This is a genomic window from Amycolatopsis sp. NPDC051371 (genome assembly GCF_040682155.1).
GTDB lineage: Bacteria > Actinomycetota > Actinomycetes > Mycobacteriales > Pseudonocardiaceae > Amycolatopsis.
In genome coordinates this window covers 161,324-183,466 of record NZ_JBFBAG010000010.1, presented here as the reverse complement: position 1 = coordinate 183,466, position 22,143 = coordinate 161,324, and the positions used below count along the sequence as shown (strand labels likewise).

At 69.5% G+C, this 22,143-nt stretch carries 24 protein-coding genes; 8 read left to right on the top strand and 16 right to left on the bottom strand.

What is annotated here, in order from left to right:
- Positions 1-107 precede the first annotated feature (107 nt).
- The 8 genes from AB0M59_RS15590 to AB0M59_RS15555 form a co-directional block, all read right to left on the bottom strand.
- Positions 108-1,751 (bottom strand): RecQ family ATP-dependent DNA helicase, encoded by a 1,644-nt coding sequence (locus AB0M59_RS15590; protein WP_364614724.1) that lies wholly within the window; start codon positions 1,749-1,751, stop codon positions 108-110.
- On the bottom strand, positions 1,748-2,347 hold the full coding sequence (locus AB0M59_RS15585; RefSeq protein ID WP_364614721.1) for a hypothetical protein: 600 nt from the start codon (positions 2,345-2,347) through the stop codon (positions 1,748-1,750). Before AB0M59_RS15585 ends, AB0M59_RS15590 begins: the two co-directional genes overlap by 4 nt.
- A 14-nt stretch (positions 2,348-2,361) precedes the next feature.
- Positions 2,362-3,501, bottom strand: a complete 1,140-nt coding sequence (locus tag AB0M59_RS15580; RefSeq protein ID WP_364614845.1) for a zinc-dependent alcohol dehydrogenase — start codon at positions 3,499-3,501, stop codon at positions 2,362-2,364.
- A 264-nt stretch (positions 3,502-3,765) separates the two neighbouring features.
- Positions 3,766-4,068, bottom strand: a complete 303-nt coding sequence (locus AB0M59_RS15575) for a hypothetical protein (RefSeq protein ID WP_364614718.1) — start codon at positions 4,066-4,068, stop codon at positions 3,766-3,768.
- A gap of 88 nt (positions 4,069-4,156) precedes the next feature.
- Complete coding sequence (locus AB0M59_RS15570) at positions 4,157-5,005, bottom strand: hypothetical protein (protein ID WP_364614715.1); 849 nt, start codon at positions 5,003-5,005, stop codon at positions 4,157-4,159.
- Between the two features lie 213 nt (positions 5,006-5,218).
- Positions 5,219-5,842: a hypothetical protein gene (locus AB0M59_RS15565; RefSeq protein ID WP_364614712.1), complete on the bottom strand. Its 624-nt coding sequence runs from the start codon at positions 5,840-5,842 to the stop codon at positions 5,219-5,221.
- A gap of 328 nt (positions 5,843-6,170) precedes the next feature.
- Positions 6,171-6,755, bottom strand: coding sequence for an isoprenylcysteine carboxylmethyltransferase family protein (locus AB0M59_RS15560; protein ID WP_364614709.1), 585 nt, complete (start codon positions 6,753-6,755; stop codon positions 6,171-6,173).
- Between the two features lie 127 nt (positions 6,756-6,882).
- Positions 6,883-7,629: a methyltransferase domain-containing protein gene (locus AB0M59_RS15555; protein WP_364614706.1), complete on the bottom strand. Its 747-nt coding sequence runs from the start codon at positions 7,627-7,629 to the stop codon at positions 6,883-6,885.
- Positions 7,630-7,894: 265 nt separating this feature from the next.
- On the opposite strand from AB0M59_RS15555, the gene AB0M59_RS15550 reads away from it, so the two are divergent.
- The 3 genes from AB0M59_RS15550 (at position 7,895) to AB0M59_RS15540 (ending at position 11,264) form a co-directional block, all read left to right on the top strand.
- Entirely contained in the window at positions 7,895-8,725 is an 831-nt protein-coding gene (locus tag AB0M59_RS15550) for a helix-turn-helix domain-containing protein (protein WP_364614703.1), read from the top strand.
- 765 nt (positions 8,726-9,490) lie between these two features.
- On the top strand, positions 9,491-10,099 hold the full coding sequence (locus AB0M59_RS15545) for a sigma-70 family RNA polymerase sigma factor (RefSeq protein WP_364614700.1): 609 nt from the start codon (positions 9,491-9,493) through the stop codon (positions 10,097-10,099).
- Positions 10,092-11,264: a CU044_5270 family protein gene (locus AB0M59_RS15540; RefSeq protein WP_364614697.1), complete on the top strand. Its 1,173-nt coding sequence runs from the start codon at positions 10,092-10,094 to the stop codon at positions 11,262-11,264. Before AB0M59_RS15545 ends, AB0M59_RS15540 begins: the two co-directional genes overlap by 8 nt.
- Positions 11,265-11,540: 276 nt before the next feature.
- Here the strand turns inward: AB0M59_RS15540 and AB0M59_RS15535 are convergent, their stop codons facing one another.
- Both AB0M59_RS15535 and AB0M59_RS15530 read right to left on the bottom strand, forming a co-directional pair.
- On the bottom strand, positions 11,541-12,500 hold the full coding sequence (locus AB0M59_RS15535; protein WP_364614694.1) for an alpha/beta hydrolase: 960 nt from the start codon (positions 12,498-12,500) through the stop codon (positions 11,541-11,543).
- A gap of 172 nt (positions 12,501-12,672) precedes the next feature.
- Positions 12,673-13,323: a TetR/AcrR family transcriptional regulator gene (locus tag AB0M59_RS15530; protein ID WP_364614691.1), complete on the bottom strand. Its 651-nt coding sequence runs from the start codon at positions 13,321-13,323 to the stop codon at positions 12,673-12,675.
- 110 nt (positions 13,324-13,433) lie between these two features.
- Here AB0M59_RS15530 and AB0M59_RS15525 point away from each other — a divergent pair, with 110 nt between their 5' ends.
- Complete coding sequence (locus AB0M59_RS15525) at positions 13,434-13,886, top strand: nuclear transport factor 2 family protein (protein ID WP_364614688.1); 453 nt, start codon at positions 13,434-13,436, stop codon at positions 13,884-13,886.
- 118 nt (positions 13,887-14,004) lie between these two features.
- On the opposite strand, the gene AB0M59_RS15520 is transcribed toward AB0M59_RS15525, so the two are convergent.
- Positions 14,005-14,547 (bottom strand): hypothetical protein, encoded by a 543-nt coding sequence (locus AB0M59_RS15520; protein WP_364614685.1) that lies wholly within the window; start codon positions 14,545-14,547, stop codon positions 14,005-14,007.
- 18 nt (positions 14,548-14,565) lie between these two features.
- Here AB0M59_RS15520 and AB0M59_RS15515 point away from each other — a divergent pair, with 18 nt between their 5' ends.
- Positions 14,566-15,468, top strand: a complete 903-nt coding sequence (locus tag AB0M59_RS15515; protein WP_364614683.1) for a hypothetical protein — start codon at positions 14,566-14,568, stop codon at positions 15,466-15,468.
- Here the strand turns inward: AB0M59_RS15515 and AB0M59_RS15510 are convergent.
- From AB0M59_RS15510 to AB0M59_RS15495, 4 genes are all read right to left on the bottom strand, one after another.
- Positions 15,465-15,938 carry a GNAT family N-acetyltransferase gene (locus AB0M59_RS15510; protein WP_364614680.1) on the bottom strand — a complete coding sequence of 158 codons (474 nt, stop codon included), beginning with the start codon at positions 15,936-15,938 and terminating at the stop codon, positions 15,465-15,467. The two genes, AB0M59_RS15515 and AB0M59_RS15510, sit on opposite strands and share 4 nt — an antisense overlap.
- Before the next feature lie 411 nt (positions 15,939-16,349).
- A complete protein-coding gene (locus AB0M59_RS15505; protein WP_364614677.1) occupies positions 16,350-16,886 on the bottom strand; it encodes a GNAT family N-acetyltransferase in 537 nt (178 codons plus the stop codon).
- A gap of 279 nt (positions 16,887-17,165) precedes the next feature.
- A complete protein-coding gene (locus AB0M59_RS15500; protein ID WP_364614674.1) occupies positions 17,166-17,681 on the bottom strand; it encodes a hypothetical protein in 516 nt (171 codons plus the stop codon).
- Between the two features lie 145 nt (positions 17,682-17,826).
- Complete coding sequence (locus AB0M59_RS15495) at positions 17,827-18,021, bottom strand: Imm7 family immunity protein (RefSeq protein ID WP_364614671.1); 195 nt, start codon at positions 18,019-18,021, stop codon at positions 17,827-17,829.
- Between the two features lie 70 nt (positions 18,022-18,091).
- Between AB0M59_RS15495 and AB0M59_RS15490 the strand changes: the two genes are divergently transcribed.
- The 3 genes from AB0M59_RS15490 to AB0M59_RS15480 all read left to right on the top strand — a co-directional run bounded on the left by AB0M59_RS15490 (position 18,092) and on the right by AB0M59_RS15480 (position 20,793).
- Entirely contained in the window at positions 18,092-18,772 is a 681-nt protein-coding gene (locus AB0M59_RS15490; protein WP_364614668.1) for an LppX_LprAFG lipoprotein, read from the top strand.
- On the top strand, positions 18,769-20,310 hold the full coding sequence (locus tag AB0M59_RS15485; protein ID WP_364614665.1) for an MFS transporter: 1,542 nt from the start codon (positions 18,769-18,771) through the stop codon (positions 20,308-20,310). Before AB0M59_RS15490 ends, AB0M59_RS15485 begins: the two co-directional genes overlap by 4 nt.
- A 117-nt stretch (positions 20,311-20,427) precedes the next feature.
- Positions 20,428-20,793, top strand: a complete 366-nt coding sequence (locus AB0M59_RS15480) for a hypothetical protein (protein WP_364614662.1) — start codon at positions 20,428-20,430, stop codon at positions 20,791-20,793.
- Between the two features lie 44 nt (positions 20,794-20,837).
- Here AB0M59_RS15480 and AB0M59_RS15475 read toward each other — a convergent pair whose 3' ends face one another.
- On the bottom strand, positions 20,838-22,067 hold the full coding sequence (locus AB0M59_RS15475; RefSeq protein ID WP_364614659.1) for an FAD-dependent monooxygenase: 1,230 nt from the start codon (positions 22,065-22,067) through the stop codon (positions 20,838-20,840).
- Positions 22,068-22,143: the final 76 nt, after the last annotated feature.

Here is a 22,143-nt window from a genome sequence, read left to right as displayed (position 1 = left end):
GCAGCAGGGTAGGCATTCGCGCGATGTCCCCGATCACCCGGAACGAGGCCGCTCGTTGTCCGTCCGGACAACCGCCACCCGACAGCACTCCTGTGCGGTCAATCGGCTCATTCGACGGCGGTGAGCAATTTCCGCTCCCGTACCGCGAGGGCGGACAGCGTCTTGTAACCGTGGTCGTCGAACACGACGACCACCGTGTCGTCGTCCGCGGACATCACGACGCCGCGGCCCCACTCCGCGTGCTCGACCGCGCTGTTGACGGGAAAAGCCCCGCCCTCGGACGACTTCGCTTCGGCGGTACCGGCGATGCAGGTGTCGCAGTTGCCGCAGGGCTGTTCGAGCTGCTCGCCGAAGTAACCGAGGAGGAACTGGCGGCGGCACCCGGTGGTCTCGGCGTAGCCGCGCATCATGTCGATCCGGGACCGGATCAGCCGCCCGTGCGCCTCGGCGGCCTCGACGCCCTGTTCGACGGCCTGGCCGGGATCCACATCGGAATCCCGGTATTCGAGGCGGCCTTCGGTGGTGACGCCGACCGAGCCCGTCTGCTCCAGCAGGTTGACCGCTCTGGTGCGCTGGGCCGCCGAAACCGTCACCGCCTTGCCGAGCTCGGCCGGTTTCAGGGGCGCGTCGTGCTCGGCGAGGGTGGTGGCCACCTCCGCCAGCGCCTGCTCGGGCGCCTTCGCCGCGGTGAGGAACTTCTGCCGGCCGAGGTCCCGCGGCCGGTGGTACAGCGTGATTTCCGCCGGTTCGCCGTCGCGGCCGGCGCGGCCGATCTGCTGGTAGTAGGTGTCGAGCGACTCCGGCGCCGACGCGTGCAGCACGAACCGCAGGTCGGCCTTGTCGATCCCCATGCCGAACGCCGAGGTCGCCACCACCGCGTCGAGGGCGCCGTTCAGGAACTCCTCGTGCACCCGTTCGCGGTCGGCCGCCTTCATCCCGGCGTGGTAAGCCGCCACGCGGACGCCCTCTTCGGCGAGCTCCTCGGCGTAGGTCTCGGCGTCCTTGCGGCTGGTGACGTACACCAGCCCGGGCCGCGTGGCCGGGTCCGCGGTCAGTGCGCGCGTCCGGGTGATGACGGCCTGGCGCCGGTCCTCGTCGTTCGGCAGCGGATCGACCCCGAGACGCAGGTTGGGCCGGTCGAAGCTCGCGAGCACCTCCCGGTGCTCGCGCAGCCCCAGCCGGTCCGCGATGTCGGTGCGGACGGGCAGCGCCGCGGTCGCCGTCAGGGCGATCACGCGGGGGCGCCCGAGCCGCTCGATCACCGGCGCGAGGCGCAGGTAGTCCGGCCGGAAGTCGTGGCCCCACGCCGAGACGCAGTGGGCTTCGTCCACCACGAACAACGAGACGCCCAGCTCGGCGACCGCGTCGAGCACCTCGTCGGAGGCCAGCTGCTCCGGGGACAGGAACAGGTACTCGGCATCGCCCCGGCGCACCGCCTCCCACGCGTGCTTGCGCTCGGCGGCGCGTTGCGCGGAGTTCACGGCGACCGCCTCCGGGGCCCGGCTGTCCTCGATGCCCTCGATCTGGTCGTGCTGCAGGGCGATCAGCGGCGACACCACCAGCGTCGGGCCGTCCAGCAGCAGCGCGGGCACCTGGTAGATCGCCGACTTGCCCGCTCCGGTGGGCAGCACCGCGAGCACGTCGTGGCCGGCCATCACCTGCTCCATCGCCTCCAGCTGCTCGTCGGTGAGCCGCTTCCAGCCGAAGTTTTCCGCCGCGACACGGCGGAGTTCGTCCCGTCTTCCTGTCATCCGGCGGAGTTACCCGGGCTTCGCCGGCGGAAACCACGAGCGACGCCGCGGACGGCCGAGAAGACGGCGCCCGCCACCAGCACCCACGGCCCTGCGACGAGCAGCGGGTCCAAGGCCTGGTGCTTGACGTCCGCGCGCTTTTTACCGATGCGGGACGAGAACCCGTGCCGGGAGAACTCGCTCAGCACCCCGGTTTCGGTGATGGGGTTGTCCGGGCGGGTGGTGGCGAACGAACGCAGGTGGTGCTCCCACGCGTCGACCCGGTCGGCCGCCAGCAAGAGCAGCCAGTGCGCCGCGCGGCCCTCGCTGTACTTGCGGTACGAGAACTTGCGTATGGCGCCGGAGATCCCCTTCGGCGGACACGAGGTCCCGAAGACCGGGGTCAGGAACGCGTGCTCGATCGACCGCTCGCGAGGCCACTTCTCCGGCTGCCGTTCCGGGAAGTCCCAGTGGGCGCCGGAGCGGTCCTCCTGCCACTGCAGCTTCGGTACCGACGGCCGGTTCTTCGGGTCCAGGTCGGCGCCCCAGCCCGGGATCCGGGCGCGCAGTTGTTCGCTGGACTCGGCGAGCGGGGGCCGTTCGGAGGTGTAAGCCATGGTCGGTCCTTTCCTCAGCCGGCGTTCGCGACGATGAGCGGCTTGATGCAGCCGTCCAGCTTCGCGGAGAAGATGTGGTAGCCCTCGGCGATGTGCTCGAGCGGGATCCGGTGGGTGACGATGTCGCTCGGCTTCAGGTAGCCGTTGCGGATGTGTTCGAACAGCCGCGGCCACTGGCGCTTGACCGGGCACTGGTTCATCCGCAGCGTCAGGCCCTTGTTGAGCGCGTCGCCGAACTTGACGGCGCTGAACATGGGGCCGTAGGCGCCCATCACCGACACCGTGCCGCCCTTGCGGACGCCGTCGATGGCCCAGTTGAGCGCCACCGGCGACCCGCCCTGCAGCTTCAGCTTCGCCGAGGTGACGTGCTGGATGAAGTTGCCGTCGGCCTCGGCGCCGACCGCGTCGATCGCGACGTCCGCGCCGAGGTGGTCGGTGATCTTCTTCAGGTGCACCACGATGTCGTCGTACTCGGTGAAGTTGTACGTCTCCGCGTGGGCGAAGGTCCGCGCCTTCTCCAGCCGGTACTCGAGGTGGTCGATGACGACCACCCGGCCCGCGCCCATCAGCCAGGCCGACTTCGCCGCGAAGAGCCCTACCGGACCGGCACCGAAGACCACGACGACGTCACCCTCGACGATCTCCCCCAGCTGGGCGCCGAAGTAACCGGTGGCCAGCGCGTCGGTGAGCAGAACGGCGTCCTCGTCGTCCAGCCAGTCCGGGATCACCGTCGGGCCGACGTCGGCGAACGGGACCCGCACGAACTCCGCCTGTCCCCCGTCGTACCCGCCGCAGGTGTGCGAGTAGCCGTAGATCCCGCCGACGGCCGTGGCGTTCGGGTTGACGTTGTGGCAGTTCGAGAACAGGCCGCGCGCGCAGAACCAGCACGTCCCGCAGTAGACGTTGAACGGCACCATGACCCGGTCGCCGCGCTGGAGGTTCCGCACGCCGGAACCGACGTCCTCGACCACCCCGATGAACTCGTGGCCGAAGGTCATGCCGACCCGGGTGTCCGGCATCATCCCGTGGTAGAGGTGCAGGTCCGAGCCGCAGATCGCGGCCGTCGTGACCCGCACGATCGCATCACCGGGGTGCTCGATCGGGGGAACGTCCTTCTCCTCGACGCGTACCTTGTACGGGCCGCGGTACACCATCGCGCGCACGGCGCCTCCTTCCGACGGGTCGTCCGGTGTACCCGGGCCCTGGTGGCCTAACCGCGCTCCGCACGGTGTTGGAGCCGGCGTCGAGCACCGCTTCCCGGACGGTGCGCTCGCCGAAGACCGAGCTGCCGGCGATGTCGTCGACGGCCACCGGTGCGCCGGTGGCCAGCGCGCGACCGCACGCCGTCGGGCTGCCGGCGTCGACGGTGGCGAAGAAGTCCAGGAACTCCCGGCTGAACCCGTGCTGGGCGCCGATGCTCAGCACACCCGGTGGAGGATCTGCAGGTCACACGCGTCCGCGCTGGTGAGAGCCGCGTCCAGGATGGCGTGCGCCACGGCCGCCGCGTCGGCGATGGCGAGGAATTCGGCATCGAACAGCACGGCGGCGGCAGTGCCCGCCCGGCGGCGGGCTTCGAGCGCCAACCGGCTCCGGGTGTCGCGGACCTCGGCATCGACCAGGCGCTGGTCGAACTCCGCCGCGAGCCGGCCGCGCTGGCGCGCGGACTGATGCCGGACCGCCGCGGCCGAACCCAGCAGCCGCCTGGTGTCGGGACCTGTCATCACCACATGGTCATACCCGGCCTGCGGCGTGTACAGGGCGTCCCGGCTCCACCGTGCGAATCGCGCGGCCCCGCGTCACGAGGAACCGCTACAGCCTCGCGACCGCCCACGGCATGAGTTTCCCGGCCAGCGCCCGGCTGTACGGCCGCACCAGTTCTTGCAGTTCGGCGCAGGCGGACTCGCCGATGTGAGCGTAAGGAGTGACGCTGTTCTCGTCGGTCGCCTTCTCGATTTCCGCCCGGCGGGCCGCGCCGGCGGGGGTGAACGTCGGGGTGGCGTCTTCGGTGAGCCAGTCTCGTTCGCGGAGGTCGGCGACGGCCCCGTTCCAGTCGTCCTCGGACCACGCCCGGGAGGTGCGCAGGGTCTCGGCGGGGACGGCACCGGAGGCGGCGTGGGTGATGAGGGCTTCGATGCCGCGCAGGCCGGCCGTCAGAAGGGCGGCGACGTGGGCGTCACCGCGGTACTCCCGGAGCAGGGTCTGCGCGTGCCACAGCACCAGGTGGGGCTCGGCGGGCCACGGCAGCGCCGCGTGGGCGGCGAAGAGGGGGCGGCCGGTGACGTCGCCGGTGACCGTCTCGGCGGCTTCACGGAGGAGAGCGGCGGCTCGGCGCATCTCGGGCGAGCTGATCGCGTCGCCCAGGACGCCGCGCAGGGCCTGGTCGCCCGCGGTGTGGCGGGCGGCGAGGACGGCGGCCGGGTCGGTCGTGGACCAGGCGGCGGTGATCGACTCCCCGACGAGGACCGGGTTGAAGTTGTAGAAGGTCGCGACCACGACCGGTGCCGGGACCGCGCCGAGCGCCGCCGACCTCGACGCGAAGTAGCCGGCGCGGCCGGTGAGTCCGAGCTGCTCGTACGCGGCAGCGGCTTCCGGGGCGAAGTAGATCATTCCGTGGTAGGGCTCGAGGAATCGCCAGGTCCGGCGCGCCGCTTCGATCACCGGGTCAACATACCATCCGGTCGGTACGGCGCGGCGGCGTTGTCCGATGGCACGCCGGATACCGCGACCGCGACGAGTGTCCGGTCGTAGCCGAGACGTCGGCCGGGCCGTTCGCGCCGTCGTCCGGCCGTGCCGAAGCCGCGGGATCGAATCACCCACGGGGCCCCGACCCGGCCGCGGCGACCGCGCCTTCACGGGTCGGGCCCCTGCTTCTCACGACACGAGCTGGCGCAACGGCCCGTTGGCGTCGGCGAAGTTGCGAGTGCTCATGGCCTGGACTCCGGCGGTGTGGTCTCCGTTGAACGGCGTGACCGTGCCGGGGCAGCCTGCCTTGACGGCGTCGGCGGGCGAGTTGAACCAGAAGCCGACGTGGAAGGTGTGGATCGGGGCGAACGCCGGATTGCCGGCCGCGTCCTGAGGGTGGACCACCGGCGCCGGTGCGGTGTTCGGCGCCACCGCGAAGGTTTCGACGTTGAACCGGCCGATCACGGTGACCGACGCGGTGCCGTCGTCGCCGGACTCCAGGTCACTCTGGTACCACGACACTCCGAACGGCGCGTTCGGCACCTGGGTGATGAACAGGTCGAACTCGGTGTCAGCCGGCAGGCCGGTCGCCCGCAAGGTCATGGTCTCGTTCTGCCCGTGCGTCACCACCCGCACTTTCGCACTGGCCGCCGCGAGGCAGTCGGCGTTGGCGGCCACGCCTGACCGGACCATGGCGAAGGTGATGCTGCTGTCCGCGGCGTCCGCCTGGGTGGCGGCCAAGGCGCCGGCGCCGAGCACGGTCACCCAGGCGGACGCCGCAGCGGCTGCGATGGGAAGTTTTCGGATTTTCACGGTGATCCTCCGGATTGTGGGTTGCGGCCCGGCGATGTCGTGATACGAAAACGGCACTGAGGAAGGGATTCGTGCACGGTGGCTCCCCACGCCGGATGCGCCGCTCGCCGGTCACGGTGCCAGCCACCGCTTTCAACCGGTCGACAGTCCGTCGACAGCGCTGGGGCGCGCGGTCGCGAATCGGGAGGTGGCCGGCAGCTTCGCGGCTGCCGCGAATGCTCCGCCACACATTCGTCACGACGATGCTCGACGCCGGCGTCGACCTACGGACAACCATGCGCTACGACCGGCTTTCCCAGGCGACGCCGACCCGGCTCGGTACTTCGGGTCACCACACGAAGGGAACGAGCCGAGCCCGGTCCTCGGCGAACTGCCGGTAGCGACCGCCCAGAGCTTCTTCGAGGGCGCGTTCCTCGATGCGGAGGCGGTAGATCAGGGCGACCAGCAACACAGCCCCGGCGCCCGCAGCGCTGACCCAGTTGCCCGTGATCAGACCGCCGCCGGAGAAGACGAGCAGCAGGCCGGTGTAGCTCGGATGGCGCAGGACTCGGTAGGGACCACGGTCCACGACGAGCTGATCTTCGCTCGTCCTCACCGTCACGGTGAAATACTTTCCCAGACTGACGAAGGACCACCAGCGCAGGAGCAGGCCAAGCCACACGATCACCGTCCCGAGCGGGAACACCCACGCTCCGCCGATGCCGGCAGCCGGACAAACCGCACGGCCGATCGGCCACAGCAGGATCGCGACGAAGAACACCGCCCTGAAGACGACCTCCGCGCGAACATCAACGAGTTTCGCGCCGCGACGGGTGCGGAACGCCTGCACCAGTTCACCCATCGCGAAGGCGCCGGCGCTGATGACCAGGACGACCCGGGCCACGTCCGACAGCTCTCCGAATGGTGCGAGCACAGCGGCATTGTCACACCGAAACACCCCACCTCACCATCGGGCGCCGCGCTGCCGTCCCGGCCGCGCGCTCATGCCGATGTGAGTGAGTCCCGGTGTCGGATCACCGGGACTCACTCGGCCGCTGGTGTCAGCGGTTCATCAGAGCGAAGACGCCCCAGCCGAGGTATTCGCGTTGATATCGGGCGTGGCGTACCGGAGCGGCGGTGAGTTCCGCGCGCAGCTGCTCGGCCAGCTCGTCGTCGGGATGGGCGTCCAGCCAGCGGCGGGTGTTGAGCCATTGAGCCGCGACGTAGCGGTCCCAGCTGTCCTGGTCGGCCAGGACCATCTCCACGACGTCACAACCCAGCTCCCCGAACTGTTCCAGCAGTTCCGGGAGGACGCGGAAGTCGTCTTCACTGGTGGCGTGACAGCCTTCGACGGTGGCCTGGTCCGGGGGTTGCCTGCGCCAGTACGGTTCGCCGATCAGCATCATGCCGCCGGGGCGCAGGCTGCGTCGGAGCAGGTCCACGGTGCCGGCAACGCCACCTCCGATCCAGGTCGCACCGACACACGACCCGATGTCGACCGGGTCGACGGCGACGTGGTTCGACGCGTCACCATGGGTGAAAGCGACCTGTTCGGCGACCTCCAGTTCGATCGCTCGTGCCCGAGCCGCGGCCAGGAACACGGTGCTGATGTCGACGCCGGTTCCGGTGATGCGGTGATCGCGGGCCCAGGTGCACAGCAGCTCGCCCGAGCCACAGGCCAGGTCGAGCATCCGAGTGCCGGGTGGTGGGTTGAGCGCCTCGCCCAGGGCGGCCAGTTTCCGGCTGGTGAGCGGGTTGTGGATGCGGTGGCTGCTCTCGCGGATGGTGAAGCTACGGGGTAAATCCACTTCGGGGATTCCTTACGTCCAAGGGGTAGTTCACAGTGGTCAGCGCCGACGGCCGGGCTACCCGGACATTCATGAAGTGCACCTCTTCGGACGGAAGGTCATACGGTTCGACGGAAGGCTAGGTGGGGCGCACGTGCCGGTCCACCGGTTATCGCGTCGACCCCGAACGCGCGCTCATGCCGGCTCGCCGAAGGTTGACCTTCACCCTCGGGGAAGCCCCAGAGTGGTCGTGACCGGGCGCCACGCCCGGAACGAGGAGCCCTCCATGAACATGGTCAGCATCGGCGAGTTCTCGCGGCTGTCACGGCTGTCGGCCAAGGCACTGCGGCTGTACGACGAACTCGGACTCGTGGTGCCGGCCCACGTCGACGCGGAAACCGGATATCGCTGGTACGCGGTCACGCAGCTGGACCACGCACGCCTGGTGGCCTCGCTGCGCCGGGCCGAAGTCCCGCTCACCCGAATCAGGGACGTCCTGGCCCTGGATCCGGCATCGGCCGCCGAGGCGATCAGGGGTCACTGGGCCGACGCCGAAGCCGAGCACGCCGCCCGGCGCGTTCTGGTGGGCCGCCTCGTTGATCACCTTCGAGGAAAGAAGTCCGGTATGTACGAGGTCACTGTCCGCGATATCCCCGAACGCAGCCTGCTCAGCCGGATCAGCCGGGTGCATCAGGACGAACTGGAATCCCTGACGCGGGAGCTGTTCATCCACCGGTTGCGCCGCGGCGGTGTGCCGCGCATCGAGGGGATAGCCGGCGCGCCGTTCGCGATCTATCACGGGGAGGTGAGCGGCGACAGCGACGGCCCGGTGGAATGGTGCTGGCCCGTCCCCGGGGACCGAGCCGCCGAGATCGCGGCCGGATTCCCCGATCTGACCCTGCGCACAGAGCCCGCCCACCAGGAAGCGTTCGTCCGCCAGGAGACGCCCGGCCGGTGGGCCGCCGGATCTCAGGTCGAGGTCGCGGTGGGTGCCCTCTTCGCCTGGGCCGCCGAGCAGAAACGCCATCCGTCCGGAGGCGTGCGCGGCGTACTGGTCCCCGTCCCCAGTATCCAGGGGACCGGGCCGTACGTCGAATCCGCCCTATCGCTGAGCTGAGCGGGCCAAGCCTCGCCGCGTGACGGGCAACGGCGCGCGACTCTTCATTCACGACCCAGGTGAGCCGGTGGCTTCCCGGGCGACGGCCCGGCTCGGTCCTTCGAGATCACCACACGTACGGGCTCCTCGATGCGGAGGCGGTAGATCAGGACGGCGAGCAAACATAACGACGAGCTGATCTTCGGCGGTCTGCGCCGCCACGGTGAAGTACTTTCCCCGGCCGGCAAAAGACCACCAGCGCAGGAGCAGGCCAAGCCACCCGATCACGGTCCCGAGCGAAGGCGCCGATGCCGACGATGAAGATGACACGGGCCACGTCCGGCAGTTCTCCGAAAGGTTCGAACACACCGATCGGGTGCTTACGTCCGCTCATGCCGATGAGCGGACCGTCCATCGTCACTGCGATCGACGAGTGCCGTGGCATGCGCTACGCCACCTCCATGTCCGCGCCCGCCGCCAGCGTGGCCGCGCCGTGACGCAGGCCATGAAAAGTCACCAGCGGCACCCCAGACCGGTGTCGACCCAGTCACCGCCGAGCCGCTCCTTGGCCGCATCCTGGCACGCGATGTGCCAGGCCAGCACCAGAACCGTGGCCGATCTGGTTCGCCACCTCCATCTTCTCTGCAGCCCGAGTCGGCGACCGGATGGCTCCTCGATCGAACGCCGACCACCAGAAGCCGGATACGTGAGTGGCCCACTTCGGAGACCCGTTCGCGTGCTCCGCGTGAACGCTTTCGCCGCGCAAACCCAATACTTGCTGTGACTATGACGCGGCAATCAACTCCGGCAAGCGGTGATGATCGGCCTGACCTGCGCCGCGGTGATCTCGAGGAGACTTTCCGGCGTCTGTTCGACGAGCACGCCGCGGTCCTACACCGCTATCTGGTCGGGAGGATCGGTGTCGACATTGCCGGTGACCTGCTCAGCGAGACGTTCCTGATCGCATTGCAGCAGCGCGACCGCTACGACGCCGAGCGAGGAAGCGCCCGGTCCTGGCTGTTCGGTATCGCGACGAACCTACTGCGCACGGAGGTCCGCAACGAGGTCGCTGCCCAACGCAAGCAGTTGCGCCTGGCCGCGCACGAACACAGCAGGCGGGTTGTGCACGGGCATGCCGATCGGGTGGCCGAACGGATCGACGCGCACACCCGGGTGCAGCACCTGGCTGGGGCGTTGGCGGAACTCTCGCCGAACGATCTGGACGTTCTGCTGCTGACCAGTTGGGCGGAACTGGCGCCGACCGAGATCGGCGAGACGCTCGGTGTTCCCGCCGGCACCGTGCGCTCCCGCTTGCACCGGATCCGGCGCTTGCTGAGGGCTTCCGCGGCATCCAGCTCCGCGCGCGATGAGGAAGGAGAACAGGCCGATGACTGAAGACAACGTCCACCGCTTGTGGACCGACGAAGAGCTGGACGAAGGGCTGACCTTGATGCTCCCCGACGAACTCGCCAACCGGCAGCCCCTGGTCGAGGCACGAAACACACTGTTGAACGCAGTGCGCTCACTCGAAGGAAGGGACACCCTGGTGGCCGACACCAACCCGGTGACCGAGCTGACACGAAAGCCAGTGCTTCCCGCAGGACGGCGCTGGTGGCTCAGCGCGGCCGCCGCGGTAGTGGTCGTTGCCGTCGGCGCCACCGTGGCGATCACCGGCGGAGACCACGGTGACCCCTCGGCCCAGCCGACGTCATCGGTGCCGGCGGTGAAATTCGCGTCGGTGCAGCAGGCGCTGGACAAAGCGGCCGACAAGATCCATGTCACGGGCGAGGCACCCATTCCCGCGGGGAAATTCCGGTACACCGAGACCCGCGGCTGGTACCTGGTCGCCAGCAAAGAGCGCCAGTTCGCTTTCCTCGCCGAAGAGCTGAGGCAGACCTGGCAGCCGAGCGACTTCGACAGTGAATGGCTGCTCAAGATCGGGCAGACGGGGAACAAGCAGTGGCTGGTGGGCAACGAGCAAACCCCCACCACCGAGGGCCAGAGCAAAAACGAAATCCGTCAGTCCGGTGAGTGGCGCGCGCGGGGTGGCCAGTTCCCCGAGAAAGCGTTGATCTTCGCCGGCCGGGGCGCCGGCAAATGGAGCGCACCCACCAAACAGCAGTTGGCCGACTTGCCCCGCGACCCGCAACAGCTCTACGACCTCATGCTCAAAGATCCCTTTCTGGCGAACAAGCCCCGCGGCGGAGGTGTGCTGGCAGTCGCGGCCACTCTGCTGAAGACCGGTGTCGTACCCGCCGATCTCAAGGAAGCGGTGTACCGCGCGGTGGCCAAGATCCCCGGGCTGAAGATCACCGCGCAGGTGGCGAACCTCGACGGCCGCAAGGGCGTCGCCCTGGGTGTCACACCCCCGGACGGTACTCATCTCTACGAGATCATCGTCGATTGCGACACCGGCGAGTTCATCGGGGAACGGACGACCCAGCTCACGCCAGGAGGCGACGCGGGGATCGAAGGCATCAAAGCCGACACCGTGACCTCCTACAGTTCGGTCCACACCGCCATCACCGACCAGGCGGGGACCGTTCCAGCGGGAAACTGACCGGCCCACAGGCCGACCAGAGTGGACCCGGCACTCGCTCCGGGGCGGGCGCCGGGCCCACCAAAGCCGCGCCGACCAGCCAAAAAGGCCCACTTGACCAGCGGGTTTGAGGTTCGAGTCCCTGATCGCGCACACCCACCACCCCAGTGGCGTGGCGATCAGCCGCCCACACTCTGATTTCGCCGGTAGGCAGATCCATGCTGGTGGTCGAGCGGTCGCAGGCGTCCGACTCTGCCGCTGACCGCGCTCACGTCCGGTAATGCCGAGGAGCGTGCGTCAGCTCCGCAAACCGGTGTCGTGCCGCTCGGTCATCCACCCGACCAAGGTTTCGACGTAGCCGGTAACCAGAGCGGTTCCACCCTGTACTTGAACACGGTGGTCAGCGTGGGGGAACACCTCGACGGTCAGAGTGGCTTGCGGATGGCGTTCGGCATCGCAGGCGGCCGTGGCGAACAGGCCGATGCTGTCCGCGACCGGAACCAGTTCATCGGCGCCGCCGAAGGTCGCCAAGTGCGGACAACGCAAGCGCAGCACGTCCGGGATCGGATCATGGTCTTGTTTGCGCTTGGTGAACTCCCAGACGCTCTCATTCGTCTCGGACCAGTACTCGCCGAACAACCCCTCGACGGAGGAAGGAATCGGGCAAGACTGGACCAATCGCGCCGCTTCGGCGAAGTCGGCGCCACGCCGACCGGCCTCGACGAGACGGTCGTACAGGGCCAGTGTCACCTCGGCGTCGTGGAGCGTGACACCGGCGATCGCCTGGAGTGCGGTGGCCAGCGCGTAACGGTCTTGAACGGCGGGTGTCATACCGGGGCAACCGTTGGTGACGACCCAGGGCACATCCTGGCGGGCCGCAGCGTGCAGAACGACCCAACCGCCTTCGCTGTGCCCGAACAGGCCGGTGGTCTCGGCCTGGACACCAGGCTGGCAGCGGAGGAAATCCAGCGCTGCGACGGCGTCGACTGCGAAGTCGCCGATTGTTCCCGCGAGCCAGTCGCCGGAAGACGCGCCGACACCGCGCTTGTCGTAGGAGAGCACGGCGAACCCGGCTTCCACGAGTCCTCGCCGGATCGGCGGGAAGAAGGTGTCATTGTTCCGGTCCGACGGTCCGGACCCGCCGACCATGACCACCCCTGGAACCGGGGCACGGCGATCGGGAACGACCAGCGACCCCGCCAGCACCACCTCGGCACTCGAGAACGTCACCTCGTGCATGAGCTCCTCGATCATCATCAACCCAGTATCCGGATGCCCGGCACAACGCGCTCTCATGCCGCTGGTCGGGCCTACGCCCGGCACCGTGCTCGGCCATACCGGCGGCAAGTGGTCTCCGGCGCCGACTCCCCGGATTCAGCGCCCTCCGTTTCCGGCGCACGAGACGACGATGCGGCGAAGACCCGCCGCGTCAGTGGGTGGTCGGCAGCCCGGCCGCGGTCGCGGCGATCATGTGCCGCAGCGTCGGCCGGAACGGCGGGAACACCCGAGCGATCTCCGGCTCGCGGTCATACAGCTCCCGCAGCGCGGCCGAGGGACGGGTCAACGGGAACAGCTTCGCGACGAACGCGCTGGCCGCCATGACCAAGGACGCCCCATCCGTACCGGTCAGCTCGGGGCAGGCGGCGGTGAGCTGCCGACCTACAGTGAAGTAAGTGTCGATGGCCCACCGCTTGTAGACCTCCAAGACCGCGACCGACACGTTGTGCTCCAGCATCGTCTCGGCATGCGTGGTGAGGTCGCAGTACAACGGCCGGTCGGCGTAAGCGTCGGCCAAAGCCGCCGCCGCCGCGGAAAACCCGCTCGCCCCATGCAGCGCGGCGCCGGCGGCGACCGCCCAGTCCGCCCCCTCCCGCATCGTCAGCTGCAGATAGATCTCCTCGCGCGTGCCGAAGTAGCGCAGGACGTTGGACTTGGCCAGCCCCACCGCCGCGGCGATGTCGCCCAGGCTGACCCAGGCCACACCCGACGCCCGGGCGAGGTCACCGGCGGCGGCGAGGATCGTCTCCCGCCGCTGGTTCTTCTGCTCCGGGCGCCTGGCCCGCTGGAACGACGCTTCCATGGCGGTCACCACCCTAGCCCCACACTTAGCGGAACAACGTTCTCTTGTTAAAGTTACGCCGTTCTTATAACCTCGGCCCGAACCGTCCCCCACCCCGAAACGGCAAGCACATGACCGTCGGCAGCACCGATCTCGGCCAGACCATCGACGCCTTCGTGGCCTCCTTCAACGACCCCGACCTCGACCGGGTCATGTCCTTCTTCGCCGAAGACGCTCGCTACCTGCCCGGCCGTGGGCCCGAGCTGCGCGGCCTTCCCGCGATCCGGGCGGCGTTCGCGCCGCAATTCGCCGGCCGCTACGGCGCGATGACCTTCGACGTCTACGACCGGGTGATCGACGAGCCCCGCGCCCGGGCGACAATCCGGTGGGCGTGCCGGTTGGACCTGACCGGCGCGCACGGCAAACACGCGATCCCGCCGCTGCGGTGGTTCGCCCGGCTCCGCTACGGCGGCCGCGTCCAATGGCACGGCCTGGACGTCTTCCACTTCGACTCCGCCGGGAAGATCACCGGCAAGTTCACCTACGCGACCTTCCGCCTGCCCCTCTGGGAACGCACGAGCTGACCATCCGCGCCGACGAGCGTGATCAGCGTTCGCCTCTACTGCAGACCTGAACTGTCGCGACGCACGCTCATGCCGATGAGTGGACGACGCTGCGTCGGCGGGATTGGTGCTCCCGGCGCTACGAGACGGCGCGTTCGGTGATCGCGAAGCTGCCGTCCAGCTTGCCCGCCAGGTCTTCGGCCATACCGGGGGCGAGGTCATGGACCCATCGGGTGGCGGCGTCCAAGAAGCCGAGAAGATCTTGGTGCGCGCTGTGCAGCTGAGCAGCGACTTCGTCCAGCGGTGCCGTGATCGCGTGTTCGATCGGAGGTGGGTCCTCGCCGAGGCCGCCGTCAGGCCGGATGCGCACGGCATTGTCGAGGTGCTCCACCCAGGGCGACGGGCTGTGGCCGAGCCACGGCTGGCCGCCCTGCGGCACGGTGGTCCATTCGCGCCAGCCCTCGATGCCGCAGCAGCAGCTCGGCGGGATAACGACGCCTGTCAGCGTGTCGCGGGCCAACACACCGCCGGCGGCGATCAAGCGATCGGACTCGATGACTGCCCGGAGCGCGGCGGAAACCTCACAAGCACGTGCGGCCGAGACATCGGAACCGCCCGGGAGCAGAGCCGCCATCGCCGCGCCGACGTCGTGCGAGGACATGCCCGCCGACACGCGGATCAAGGAGCGCCCGTTCCGGCTGTGATCGGCCAGAGAGTGAAATCGGCCGCGTCAGCCGCGTCGATCACCGGTTCCAAGACGAGCATGGCCGCCAGTGTCCATGGACGACACGCCAGCACACAACGACATCTGCCCAGCGCTTTCAGCGCTGATCGCGCGGGAACCGACGACCGGAAGCCTTGTCGACCGATATCCTTGCCGGTTGTGACGTCGAACAGCGGAGAACCGATCCTGCTCCAGCCGCTCCCGGAACGCACGACCGACCGCTCGGCCACTTACGCCTCCCTGCTGCGGGAGCTACTCGACCTGGTCGGCGCCGAACTCCCGATCGAGGACGAGAGCGGCGTCGACTCGCTGTGGCACCACCGGGCCCGCAAGGCGGTCGGCGACATCGTCACGCGATGCGCGGAAGACGCGAGTGAAGGCGATCCCGTGCCCGAGCAGTGGTACGAGCCCTTGATGCGTGCCGCGATCCTCGAACCGAACCCGAGCTACAACCGGCAGTTCGTCAAACCCGCCGTCCAGGCGTTCGGGCGCCGACGCGTGAAGCTCACCGTCCTTGCCTACCTCGACTCCGACGACGCTGCCGACATCGCCGGCGCCGCGCGCGCCTGGTACTGGACGCACGTACCCGTGACGTACCCGGCCGGTTCCGACACCCCCACCGCGGAAAGCCTCGCCGAGTACGAAGCGTTCAGCGATCTGCGCGAGCGGTACCGCCACACCGCCCTGCGCCGCTTCGTCGCGGTGACCGACCTCGACGCTCGGCGCTGCATCCTCCCGGGCCTGCCCGTAACAGCGGCGCTTGCCGCCGACCAGTCGATCGTCGGAACGCGCGCTCATGCCGATGAGCGGGCGCCGGGCATGATCGATGCCGACGGCGTCGTGGGCTCCGCTCTGGCGGGTGCGCGCCTATTTTGCTAGTCGAGGTTCTTGGCCATGACGACGTTGGTCTCGATGTAGCCGAGTTTCCGGTAAAGCGACCGCGCGACCGAGTTGTTGCCGAAAACCTGGAGCCGCACGGCTTTCAGGCCGGCGGAGCGGACCTCGTGTTCCATCGCCCGCATGAGTGCTTCACCATGCCTCTGGCCACGCAGGTCTGCGTCGACGCTGATGTCGTAGAGGTAGGCGACCCGGTCGGCGCCGTGGGGACGTTCGGCGAACCAGATCATGCCGATCTTCCGGTCGCCGTTCCACGCGGTGTAGAGGTGGTGGCCGGGTGTGGCCACGCCCTCGGGCAAGAGCTCCGCGTACTCGTCGATGGCGCGCTGCCGTGCCCCATCCGCCGGCCAGCTCTTCGCTGAAACATGAGCCTCGGCATAAGCCAGTACCGCGTCGCGGTGATACGTCGCGTATTCCTCGCTGGTCATCGGATCGAGCCGGACCTCTGCCATGGCCACCCTTCTTCTCGCGCTGCAGGCCGCGGACAACGTATCGGTACAGGCCGGCCGCAGCCGAGTTCGCGCCGGTGATCCCGGCCTACACCACGACCCGGCCACGGAGGTCCGGTCTCAAGACCGCGACGCGGACCTGCCTGACGCTCCGGACGCGCAGTCGAGGAGGGAACCCCGACACCTCCCGTCGAAGCGTGGGTTCCCCGGACCCGGCCCGGCTCGAACGGGCTGCCACCCCACCGTGCGACGGGCAGGACGCACCCTTACCGGGTAGATGCGCCTTGGGCAGGCTCGCTGCGATGGTAGGTCTCAAGCGCCGGCCACAGCGACCGAGTTTCGATCGCGGGGATTCGCGCGGAATGCACGCTCATGCCGCTGGTCGGGCCTACGCCCGGCGAGTCACCGAACGTTCTACAGGCGTTTGGTGGTGACCAGGGTGGTTCCGTGGACCGCGTCCTCCTCCTTGCGCCCGGCCTCGGTGAATCCGAGCTTGTCCAGCACACGGCGGGAGGCGGTGTTCCACTCCCACACCGTGGCCCACAGACGCACGAACCCGGACGACCTGGCCCAGTCCAGAACGGCCGTCGCGGCTTCGGTCGCGTAGCCGCGCCCCCAGGCCCGGCGCAGCAGCTCGAACGCCAGTTCCGGTTCGCCCTCGAACCCCCGTCCGCCGTGGATCAGCCCGCAGTAGCCGATGACGTCGCGGGCGGCTTTCCGCTCGACCGCCAGTAACCCGCCCGACGACGACCGGCCGGCGCGAATCGCCTCCTCGAGCTCGGCGACGGTGGGATGCCCAGCAGCATCGATCCGCCGATGCGGCGGCACTCGCGGATCACGTTCGGCCCACAGCTCGCGCTGCACGACGGCCTCGGCCACCCGCCACGGTCGGAGCAACAGCCGATCGGTCTCGAGCACGACCTCACGTCCCGGGATCACCTCAGCTGTCATGAAAGCAATCTCCCACGCACGCACGTCCGCTCGTGTCGAGGTTCGAGCAGATGGTCCTGGTCGTGGGGTGGTCGGGTCCCAACACCCGCTGGCTGTCGGCAAGGTTCGCCTCGAACAGCGGGATCACCCGCCAACTGGTAGGCAGCAGCCAGGTTGTTCCGCAAGCTCAGCGTGTTCGGGCGGTAGGGGCCGTTGAGGCGTTGGTAGGTGTCGCAGGAGCGGGTGCGGTAGCCACTGGCCGTGCCGACGTCACCCTGTCCCTCGAGGTGACGGCCGAGGTCAGGCCTGCCCGGCCTGTGCCCAAGCGATCAGGTCACGGACACGCCCGGCCTCCGGCACGGCGACCAGTCCCGTCAGCATCAGGGGTCCCGACGAAGGAGGGGGCAGCAAAGGGGCACGCGTGAACCTGCCGAAGACGATGGTTCCGCTGCCGTCCTGCCGGATCCGGGCTACCGGCGGCGGCAGCGTGCCGAGATACGCCGATGCGCGCGTCCTTCCCGAGAAGCGATCGGCCAGCACGATCCGCCGGTCGGTCACGACGTACTCGACACCGCGCCGCCCTCGCAACCTGGCGACGACCGGCACCCAGACGAACGCGACACCGCCCACCCCGACGGCCCATGCGAAGAACGACAGCGGTTCGTGCCTGGCCACCGGGACCACGATGGTCACGATCCCCCAGAGCAGGCCGAATGCGAACTGGTACCAGTCGAACCGAGCAAAGATGAGACGCTGTGGCCGTCCCGACCACAGCAGCCGCTCACCCGGCAGCAGGACATTCGTCGGCACATCCACGGCGACCTCCCGGCGTTCTTTGCCGGGCTGACGCCGGGAGGGCCTTCCGGGTTGCCCCAGGCGGCCGAACTGCCCGGCGCCTCCGCCGATGCCGGCCGCTGGAACGACAGCGCAGCTGATCGGCCACAGCAGAGCCTCCTCGAGGTCAGTTCGCCTCGGGGTCTTCCAATGTGGGGATCACCGGTGACAAGAGGTGGTCGGCGTGCTCGGTGACCATGCCCCGGGCCAGCCGGAAGACACGGAAGCTCAGCATGTGCTCGGGGTGCTCGTCGTCGTGGACGTGCAGCAACCCGTATGACCCGGGGGCGAGCTGACCGACCTTGGCGAACAAGTCGACCATCCGGCTCTGTCCGGTCCCCGGTCGCGAGACGGTTCGTGCTGAGGTGTGGCTCCTGATCTAGGGTGGACACATGATTCTGCGGCGCACCCTGCTCGCGTTGGTGGCCCTGAGCGCGGCGATCGTCTCCGGCTGCTCCTCGAGCGGCGAGGCGTCGCTGCCCGAGGCCGCTGCCTTGCTCAAGGACAGCGCGTCGGCGGCGGGCGGCGTCACCAGCACGCATTTCACGCTGAAGGTCAACGGCACCGTGCCGGGCCTGAGCGTGCACAGCCTCGACGGTGACCTGACCAAGGCCAACGGCGGTGGCGCGAAGGGCACCGGCACGTTGGAGCTGATGGGCCAGGTCGTCGACGCCCAGTTCGTCCTGGTGAACGGGTCGCTGTACATCAAGGGGCCCACCGGTGGGTTCCAGCGGATCCCCGCGGCGCTGAGCTCCTCGATCTACGACCCGTCCGCGATCCTCGACCCGCAGCGCGGCATCCCCAAGGTGCTGTCCTCGGTCCAGGGCCCGAAAACGGACGGGAAGGAAGACATCGACGGCACGCCGACGTACCGCGTCACCGGGACGGTGCCGAAGGACGCGCTGGCCGCCCTGGTGCCGGGGGCGTCCTCGGACGCGAACGCCACCTTCTGGCTCCGCCAGGACGGCGGTCACCTGCCGGTCAAGGCTTCGCTGGGGTACCCGGGCGGCGCGAGCGTGGACGTCACGCTGTCCGACGTGGACAAGCCGGTCACCGTCACCGCGCCGGCGTGACCGGGCTGACCGGCTTGCGGGGCGGCCGCGCGCTCGCGGTCGGCGCCGGCGGTCTCGCAGTGCTGCTCGGCGCGCTGGACACCTATGTCGTGGTCGGCCTGCTGCGGCAGATCATCGACGACCTGAGCATTCCGGTGAACCGGCTGGAGATCGTCACGCCGGTCATCACCGGCTACCTGCTCGGCTACGTGGCCGCGATGCCGCTGCTCGGCCAGTTCTCCGACCGGTTCGGCCGCAAGCTGCTGCTGCAGGCCTGCCTCGGCGGTTTCCTCGCCGGGTCGGTCGTCACCGCGCTGGCCGACACGGTGCCGGTACTGGTCGCGGGTCGGGTGATCCAGGGGACCGCCGGGGGGGCGCTGCTCCCGGTGACTCTCGCGCTGGCCGCGGATCTGTGGCCGGGGAATCGCCGCTCCGCCGTGCTAGGGGCCGTCGGCGCCGCGCAGGAGCTCGGCAGTGTGCTCGGGCCGCTCTACGGCATCGGGCTGGCCGCCGCGACCGGCTGGCGCGGCGTGTTCTGGGTGAACGTCCCGCTGACCGTGCTGGCCGCCGTCGCGGTGCAGGTTTCCGTGCGTGGCGGGAAACCCGCCGAGCGGCCGCGTGTGGACCTCGGTGGTGTCCTGCTGCTGGCGCTCACGCTGGCGTTGCTCGTCATCGGCCTGGACAACCCGAACCCGCGCGAGCAGGTGCTGCCCCCGTGGGGAGTGCCGTTCCTGATCGGCGCCGGGCTCAGCCTGGTCGCGTTCCTCTGGTGGGAGTCGCGCGCCGAGGTCCGGCTCATCGACACGGCGACCGTGTCACTGCGGCCCTTCCTCACCGCGCTCGGGACGAGCGTCGCCGCGGGGGCGGCGTTGATGATCACGCTGGTCGACGTCGACTTGTTCGCGCAGACACTGCTCGGCCGCGACGACGGCGGCAGTGTCGAGCTACTCCTGAGGTTCCTGGTCGCGCTGCCGGTCGGTGCGCTGCTCGGCGGCCTGCTCGCCACGCGGATCGGCGAACGCTGGATCGCCGGCGCCGGAATGCTGATCGCCGCCGGCGGCTACCTGCTGATGTCCCGCTGGCCCGCCGACGTTCTCGCGGCCAGGTCTGTCCTGGGGCTTCCGCGCCTCGACGTCGACCTGGCACTGGCCGGACTGGGGCTCGGCCTGGTCATCGCCCCGCTGTCGGCCGTCGCGCTGCGTGCCGTGCCGCGCGCCCAGCACGGCGTCGCGTCGGCTGCGGTCGTGGTCGCGCGGATGACCGGCATGCTGGCCGGCGTCGCCGCCGTGTCCGCCTTCGGCCTGCACTACTTCCACACGTTGACCGCGTCGCTGAACCCGCCGCTCCGAATCCTGTTCCCGTCCGCGCCGGCCTACGACCGAGCACTCGCCGGCTACCTCGGCGCGGTCCGCGAGGCGCTGCTGACGGAATACCACGCGATCTTCCTGATCACGTCCGTGGTTTGCCTGGCCGGCGCGGCCGTCGCCGTGTCCATCGGCAGCCGGACGCCCCGGGCCGTCATGAGTGGTGAGCCGGGCCGGTCATCCACAGCACCTTGACCGGTGCCCGCTCATTCGCCGGGACGCGCTGAGATCCTCGAACGGCCCGGGCAAGATGAGCGCAAGCGTTTCCGGGCCGGCGGGCAACCGCGGCGGCCTTGCCGGCGTGCTGGGGGCATGACGTCGTCGAGGTCCTGGCTGCCCGAGGCGGCCTTGCTGTGGCTTCCCCTGGTGGTGCTGGTCGGCGGGCTCGCGGTGGTGTGGACCGGCGTCTCCATGGCCGCGGATGTGAACCGGTCGGCGGGGCTCTTCCCGGGGCGCCGCGTGCAGATCCGGGTGTGGCCGGACGAACGACGCGCCGAACTCGACGACGGGGACAAGCACACCCCGGTCATCGTGGTCGGCAGCCTGCTGACTCTGCTCGGCGCGGGCGGCACCGTCCTGCTGTTCCTGTGGCATCACGGCGTGAGGCTGGACGTGAAGGTGCAGAAGTGGTCGGCGCGGTTCGATGTGTGCTTGTTGTGGCTGTCTCGCTGGCGGTGACGTCCCGCGACCTCGACGAAAAGCAGTGCCGCCGAGGCGGTGGCCTACGGCTTGGCCGAGGAGGTGATCGGTGATCCGGCCGGGGCCCCGGAGTCCAGCACCCTTGCGTAGTCGGGCAGTTCGACGCCGTTGATCGCGCGCCCGGCCAGCTCCGTGAACCATTCGCCGGCGAAATCAGGGCTCGGCTCGGCGTCTGGCCCGGCGATGTCGCGGCTGCGGGCGTTCAGCCGGCCGATCTCCTGGTTGGCCTCGACGAACGAGCGCATCCGCGCCTCGTAGCGGGCGAACCCGGCGTCGGGGTCCCACCCGGCGGCGGCCAGTTCACCGGCCAGCAGGTAGGCGCCGACCAGAGCCAGTCCGGTGCCCTGCCCGGACATCGGCGACGAGCTGAACGCCGCGTCCCCGAGCAGCCCTACCCGTCCGCTCGACCAGCGGTCCATCACCACCTGGGCGACCTGGTCGAGGTAGAAGTCCGGGGTGTCGTCCAGGTACGCGAGGATGTCCGGGGTCAACCAGCCCAGGCCGGCCATCCGCTCACGCAGCAGAACCTTCTGGGCCGCGACGTCACGGTAGTCGACGTCGAAGTCGGCCGAGGCGAAGTAGAACATCGCCATCGCCCGGGTAGCGTCCTGGATGGGTCGCAGGAGGGCTGAGCGCCCGGACTCCTGATCCTGGTACTCGAGCAGCCAGCGGTCCAGCCCGAACTCGTTGGGCACGCTGTAGAAGGCCAGCACGTGCCCGAGGTGGCGGAGGAACCGCTCATGCGGCCCGAAGACCATCGCCCGCAGCGCCGAGTGCAGCCCGTCGGCCCCGACCACCAGGTCGAAGCGCCGCCGGTCGCCGCCCGCGAAGGCCACGTCGACCCCGTCCGCGTCCTGGGTGAGTTCGGCGATCCGGTCACCGAAGATGTACTCGACGCCGTCGCGGGTGTCGTCGTAGAGCACCCGGGACAGGTCCCCGCGCAGGATCTCGATGTCCGCGATGAACCCGTCGCCACCGTCGTCGTCGGCACGGAAGGTCTCCAGCACCTGCCCGTCCGCGTCTACGGTGTGCGCGCCGGCGGTGTCGGTGCACGCCGCGCGCACCGCCGAGTCCAGCCCCATGCGCCCGATGACCTCCTTGGCCACCCCGCGCGCGTCCACCGCCTGCCCACCGGGACGCAGCTCGGGGGCCCGCTCCACCACGGTCACCTCGGCCCCCCGCCGACGCAACCAGTGGGCCAGCGCGGGCCCCGCGATGCTCGCCCCCGCCACCAACACCCTGGTACCGCTCACAGCGCCCCCTGCTCGCCCGTCCGCATGACGGTCCGGATCGTACAGTGGTCTGCGGCCCCGACCGGCGGTTCCGGCC

What these genes read in the sequence shown, in the direction of transcription:
- AB0M59_RS15590 (WP_364614724.1), bottom strand. Translation starts at nt 1,751, where the DNA reads ATGACAGGAAGACGGGACGAACTCCGCCGTGTCGCGGCGGAAAACTTC.
- AB0M59_RS15585 (WP_364614721.1), bottom strand. Translation starts at nt 2,347, where the DNA reads ATGGCTTACACCTCCGAACGGCCCCCGCTCGCCGAGTCCAGCGAACAA.
- AB0M59_RS15580 (WP_364614845.1), bottom strand. Translation starts at nt 3,501, where the DNA reads ATGGTGTACCGCGGCCCGTACAAGGTACGCGTCGAGGAGAAGGACGTT.
- AB0M59_RS15575 (WP_364614718.1), bottom strand. Translation starts at nt 4,068, where the DNA reads ATGACAGGTCCCGACACCAGGCGGCTGCTGGGTTCGGCCGCGGCGGTC.
- AB0M59_RS15550 (WP_364614703.1), top strand. Translation starts at nt 7,895, where the DNA reads ATGAACATGGTCAGCATCGGCGAGTTCTCGCGGCTGTCACGGCTGTCG.
- AB0M59_RS15545 (WP_364614700.1), top strand. Translation starts at nt 9,491, where the DNA reads ATGACGCGGCAATCAACTCCGGCAAGCGGTGATGATCGGCCTGACCTG.
- AB0M59_RS15540 (WP_364614697.1), top strand. Translation starts at nt 10,092, where the DNA reads ATGACTGAAGACAACGTCCACCGCTTGTGGACCGACGAAGAGCTGGAC.
- AB0M59_RS15535 (WP_364614694.1), bottom strand. Translation starts at nt 12,500, where the DNA reads ATGATGATCGAGGAGCTCATGCACGAGGTGACGTTCTCGAGTGCCGAG.
- AB0M59_RS15530 (WP_364614691.1), bottom strand. Translation starts at nt 13,323, where the DNA reads ATGGAAGCGTCGTTCCAGCGGGCCAGGCGCCCGGAGCAGAAGAACCAG.
- AB0M59_RS15525 (WP_364614688.1), top strand. Translation starts at nt 13,434, where the DNA reads ATGACCGTCGGCAGCACCGATCTCGGCCAGACCATCGACGCCTTCGTG.
- AB0M59_RS15510 (WP_364614680.1), bottom strand. Translation starts at nt 15,938, where the DNA reads ATGGCAGAGGTCCGGCTCGATCCGATGACCAGCGAGGAATACGCGACG.
- AB0M59_RS15505 (WP_364614677.1), bottom strand. Translation starts at nt 16,886, where the DNA reads ATGACAGCTGAGGTGATCCCGGGACGTGAGGTCGTGCTCGAGACCGAT.
- AB0M59_RS15495 (WP_364614671.1), bottom strand. Translation starts at nt 18,021, where the DNA reads ATGGTCGACTTGTTCGCCAAGGTCGGTCAGCTCGCCCCCGGGTCATAC.
- AB0M59_RS15490 (WP_364614668.1), top strand. Translation starts at nt 18,092, where the DNA reads ATGATTCTGCGGCGCACCCTGCTCGCGTTGGTGGCCCTGAGCGCGGCG.
- AB0M59_RS15480 (WP_364614662.1), top strand. Translation starts at nt 20,428, where the DNA reads ATGACGTCGTCGAGGTCCTGGCTGCCCGAGGCGGCCTTGCTGTGGCTT.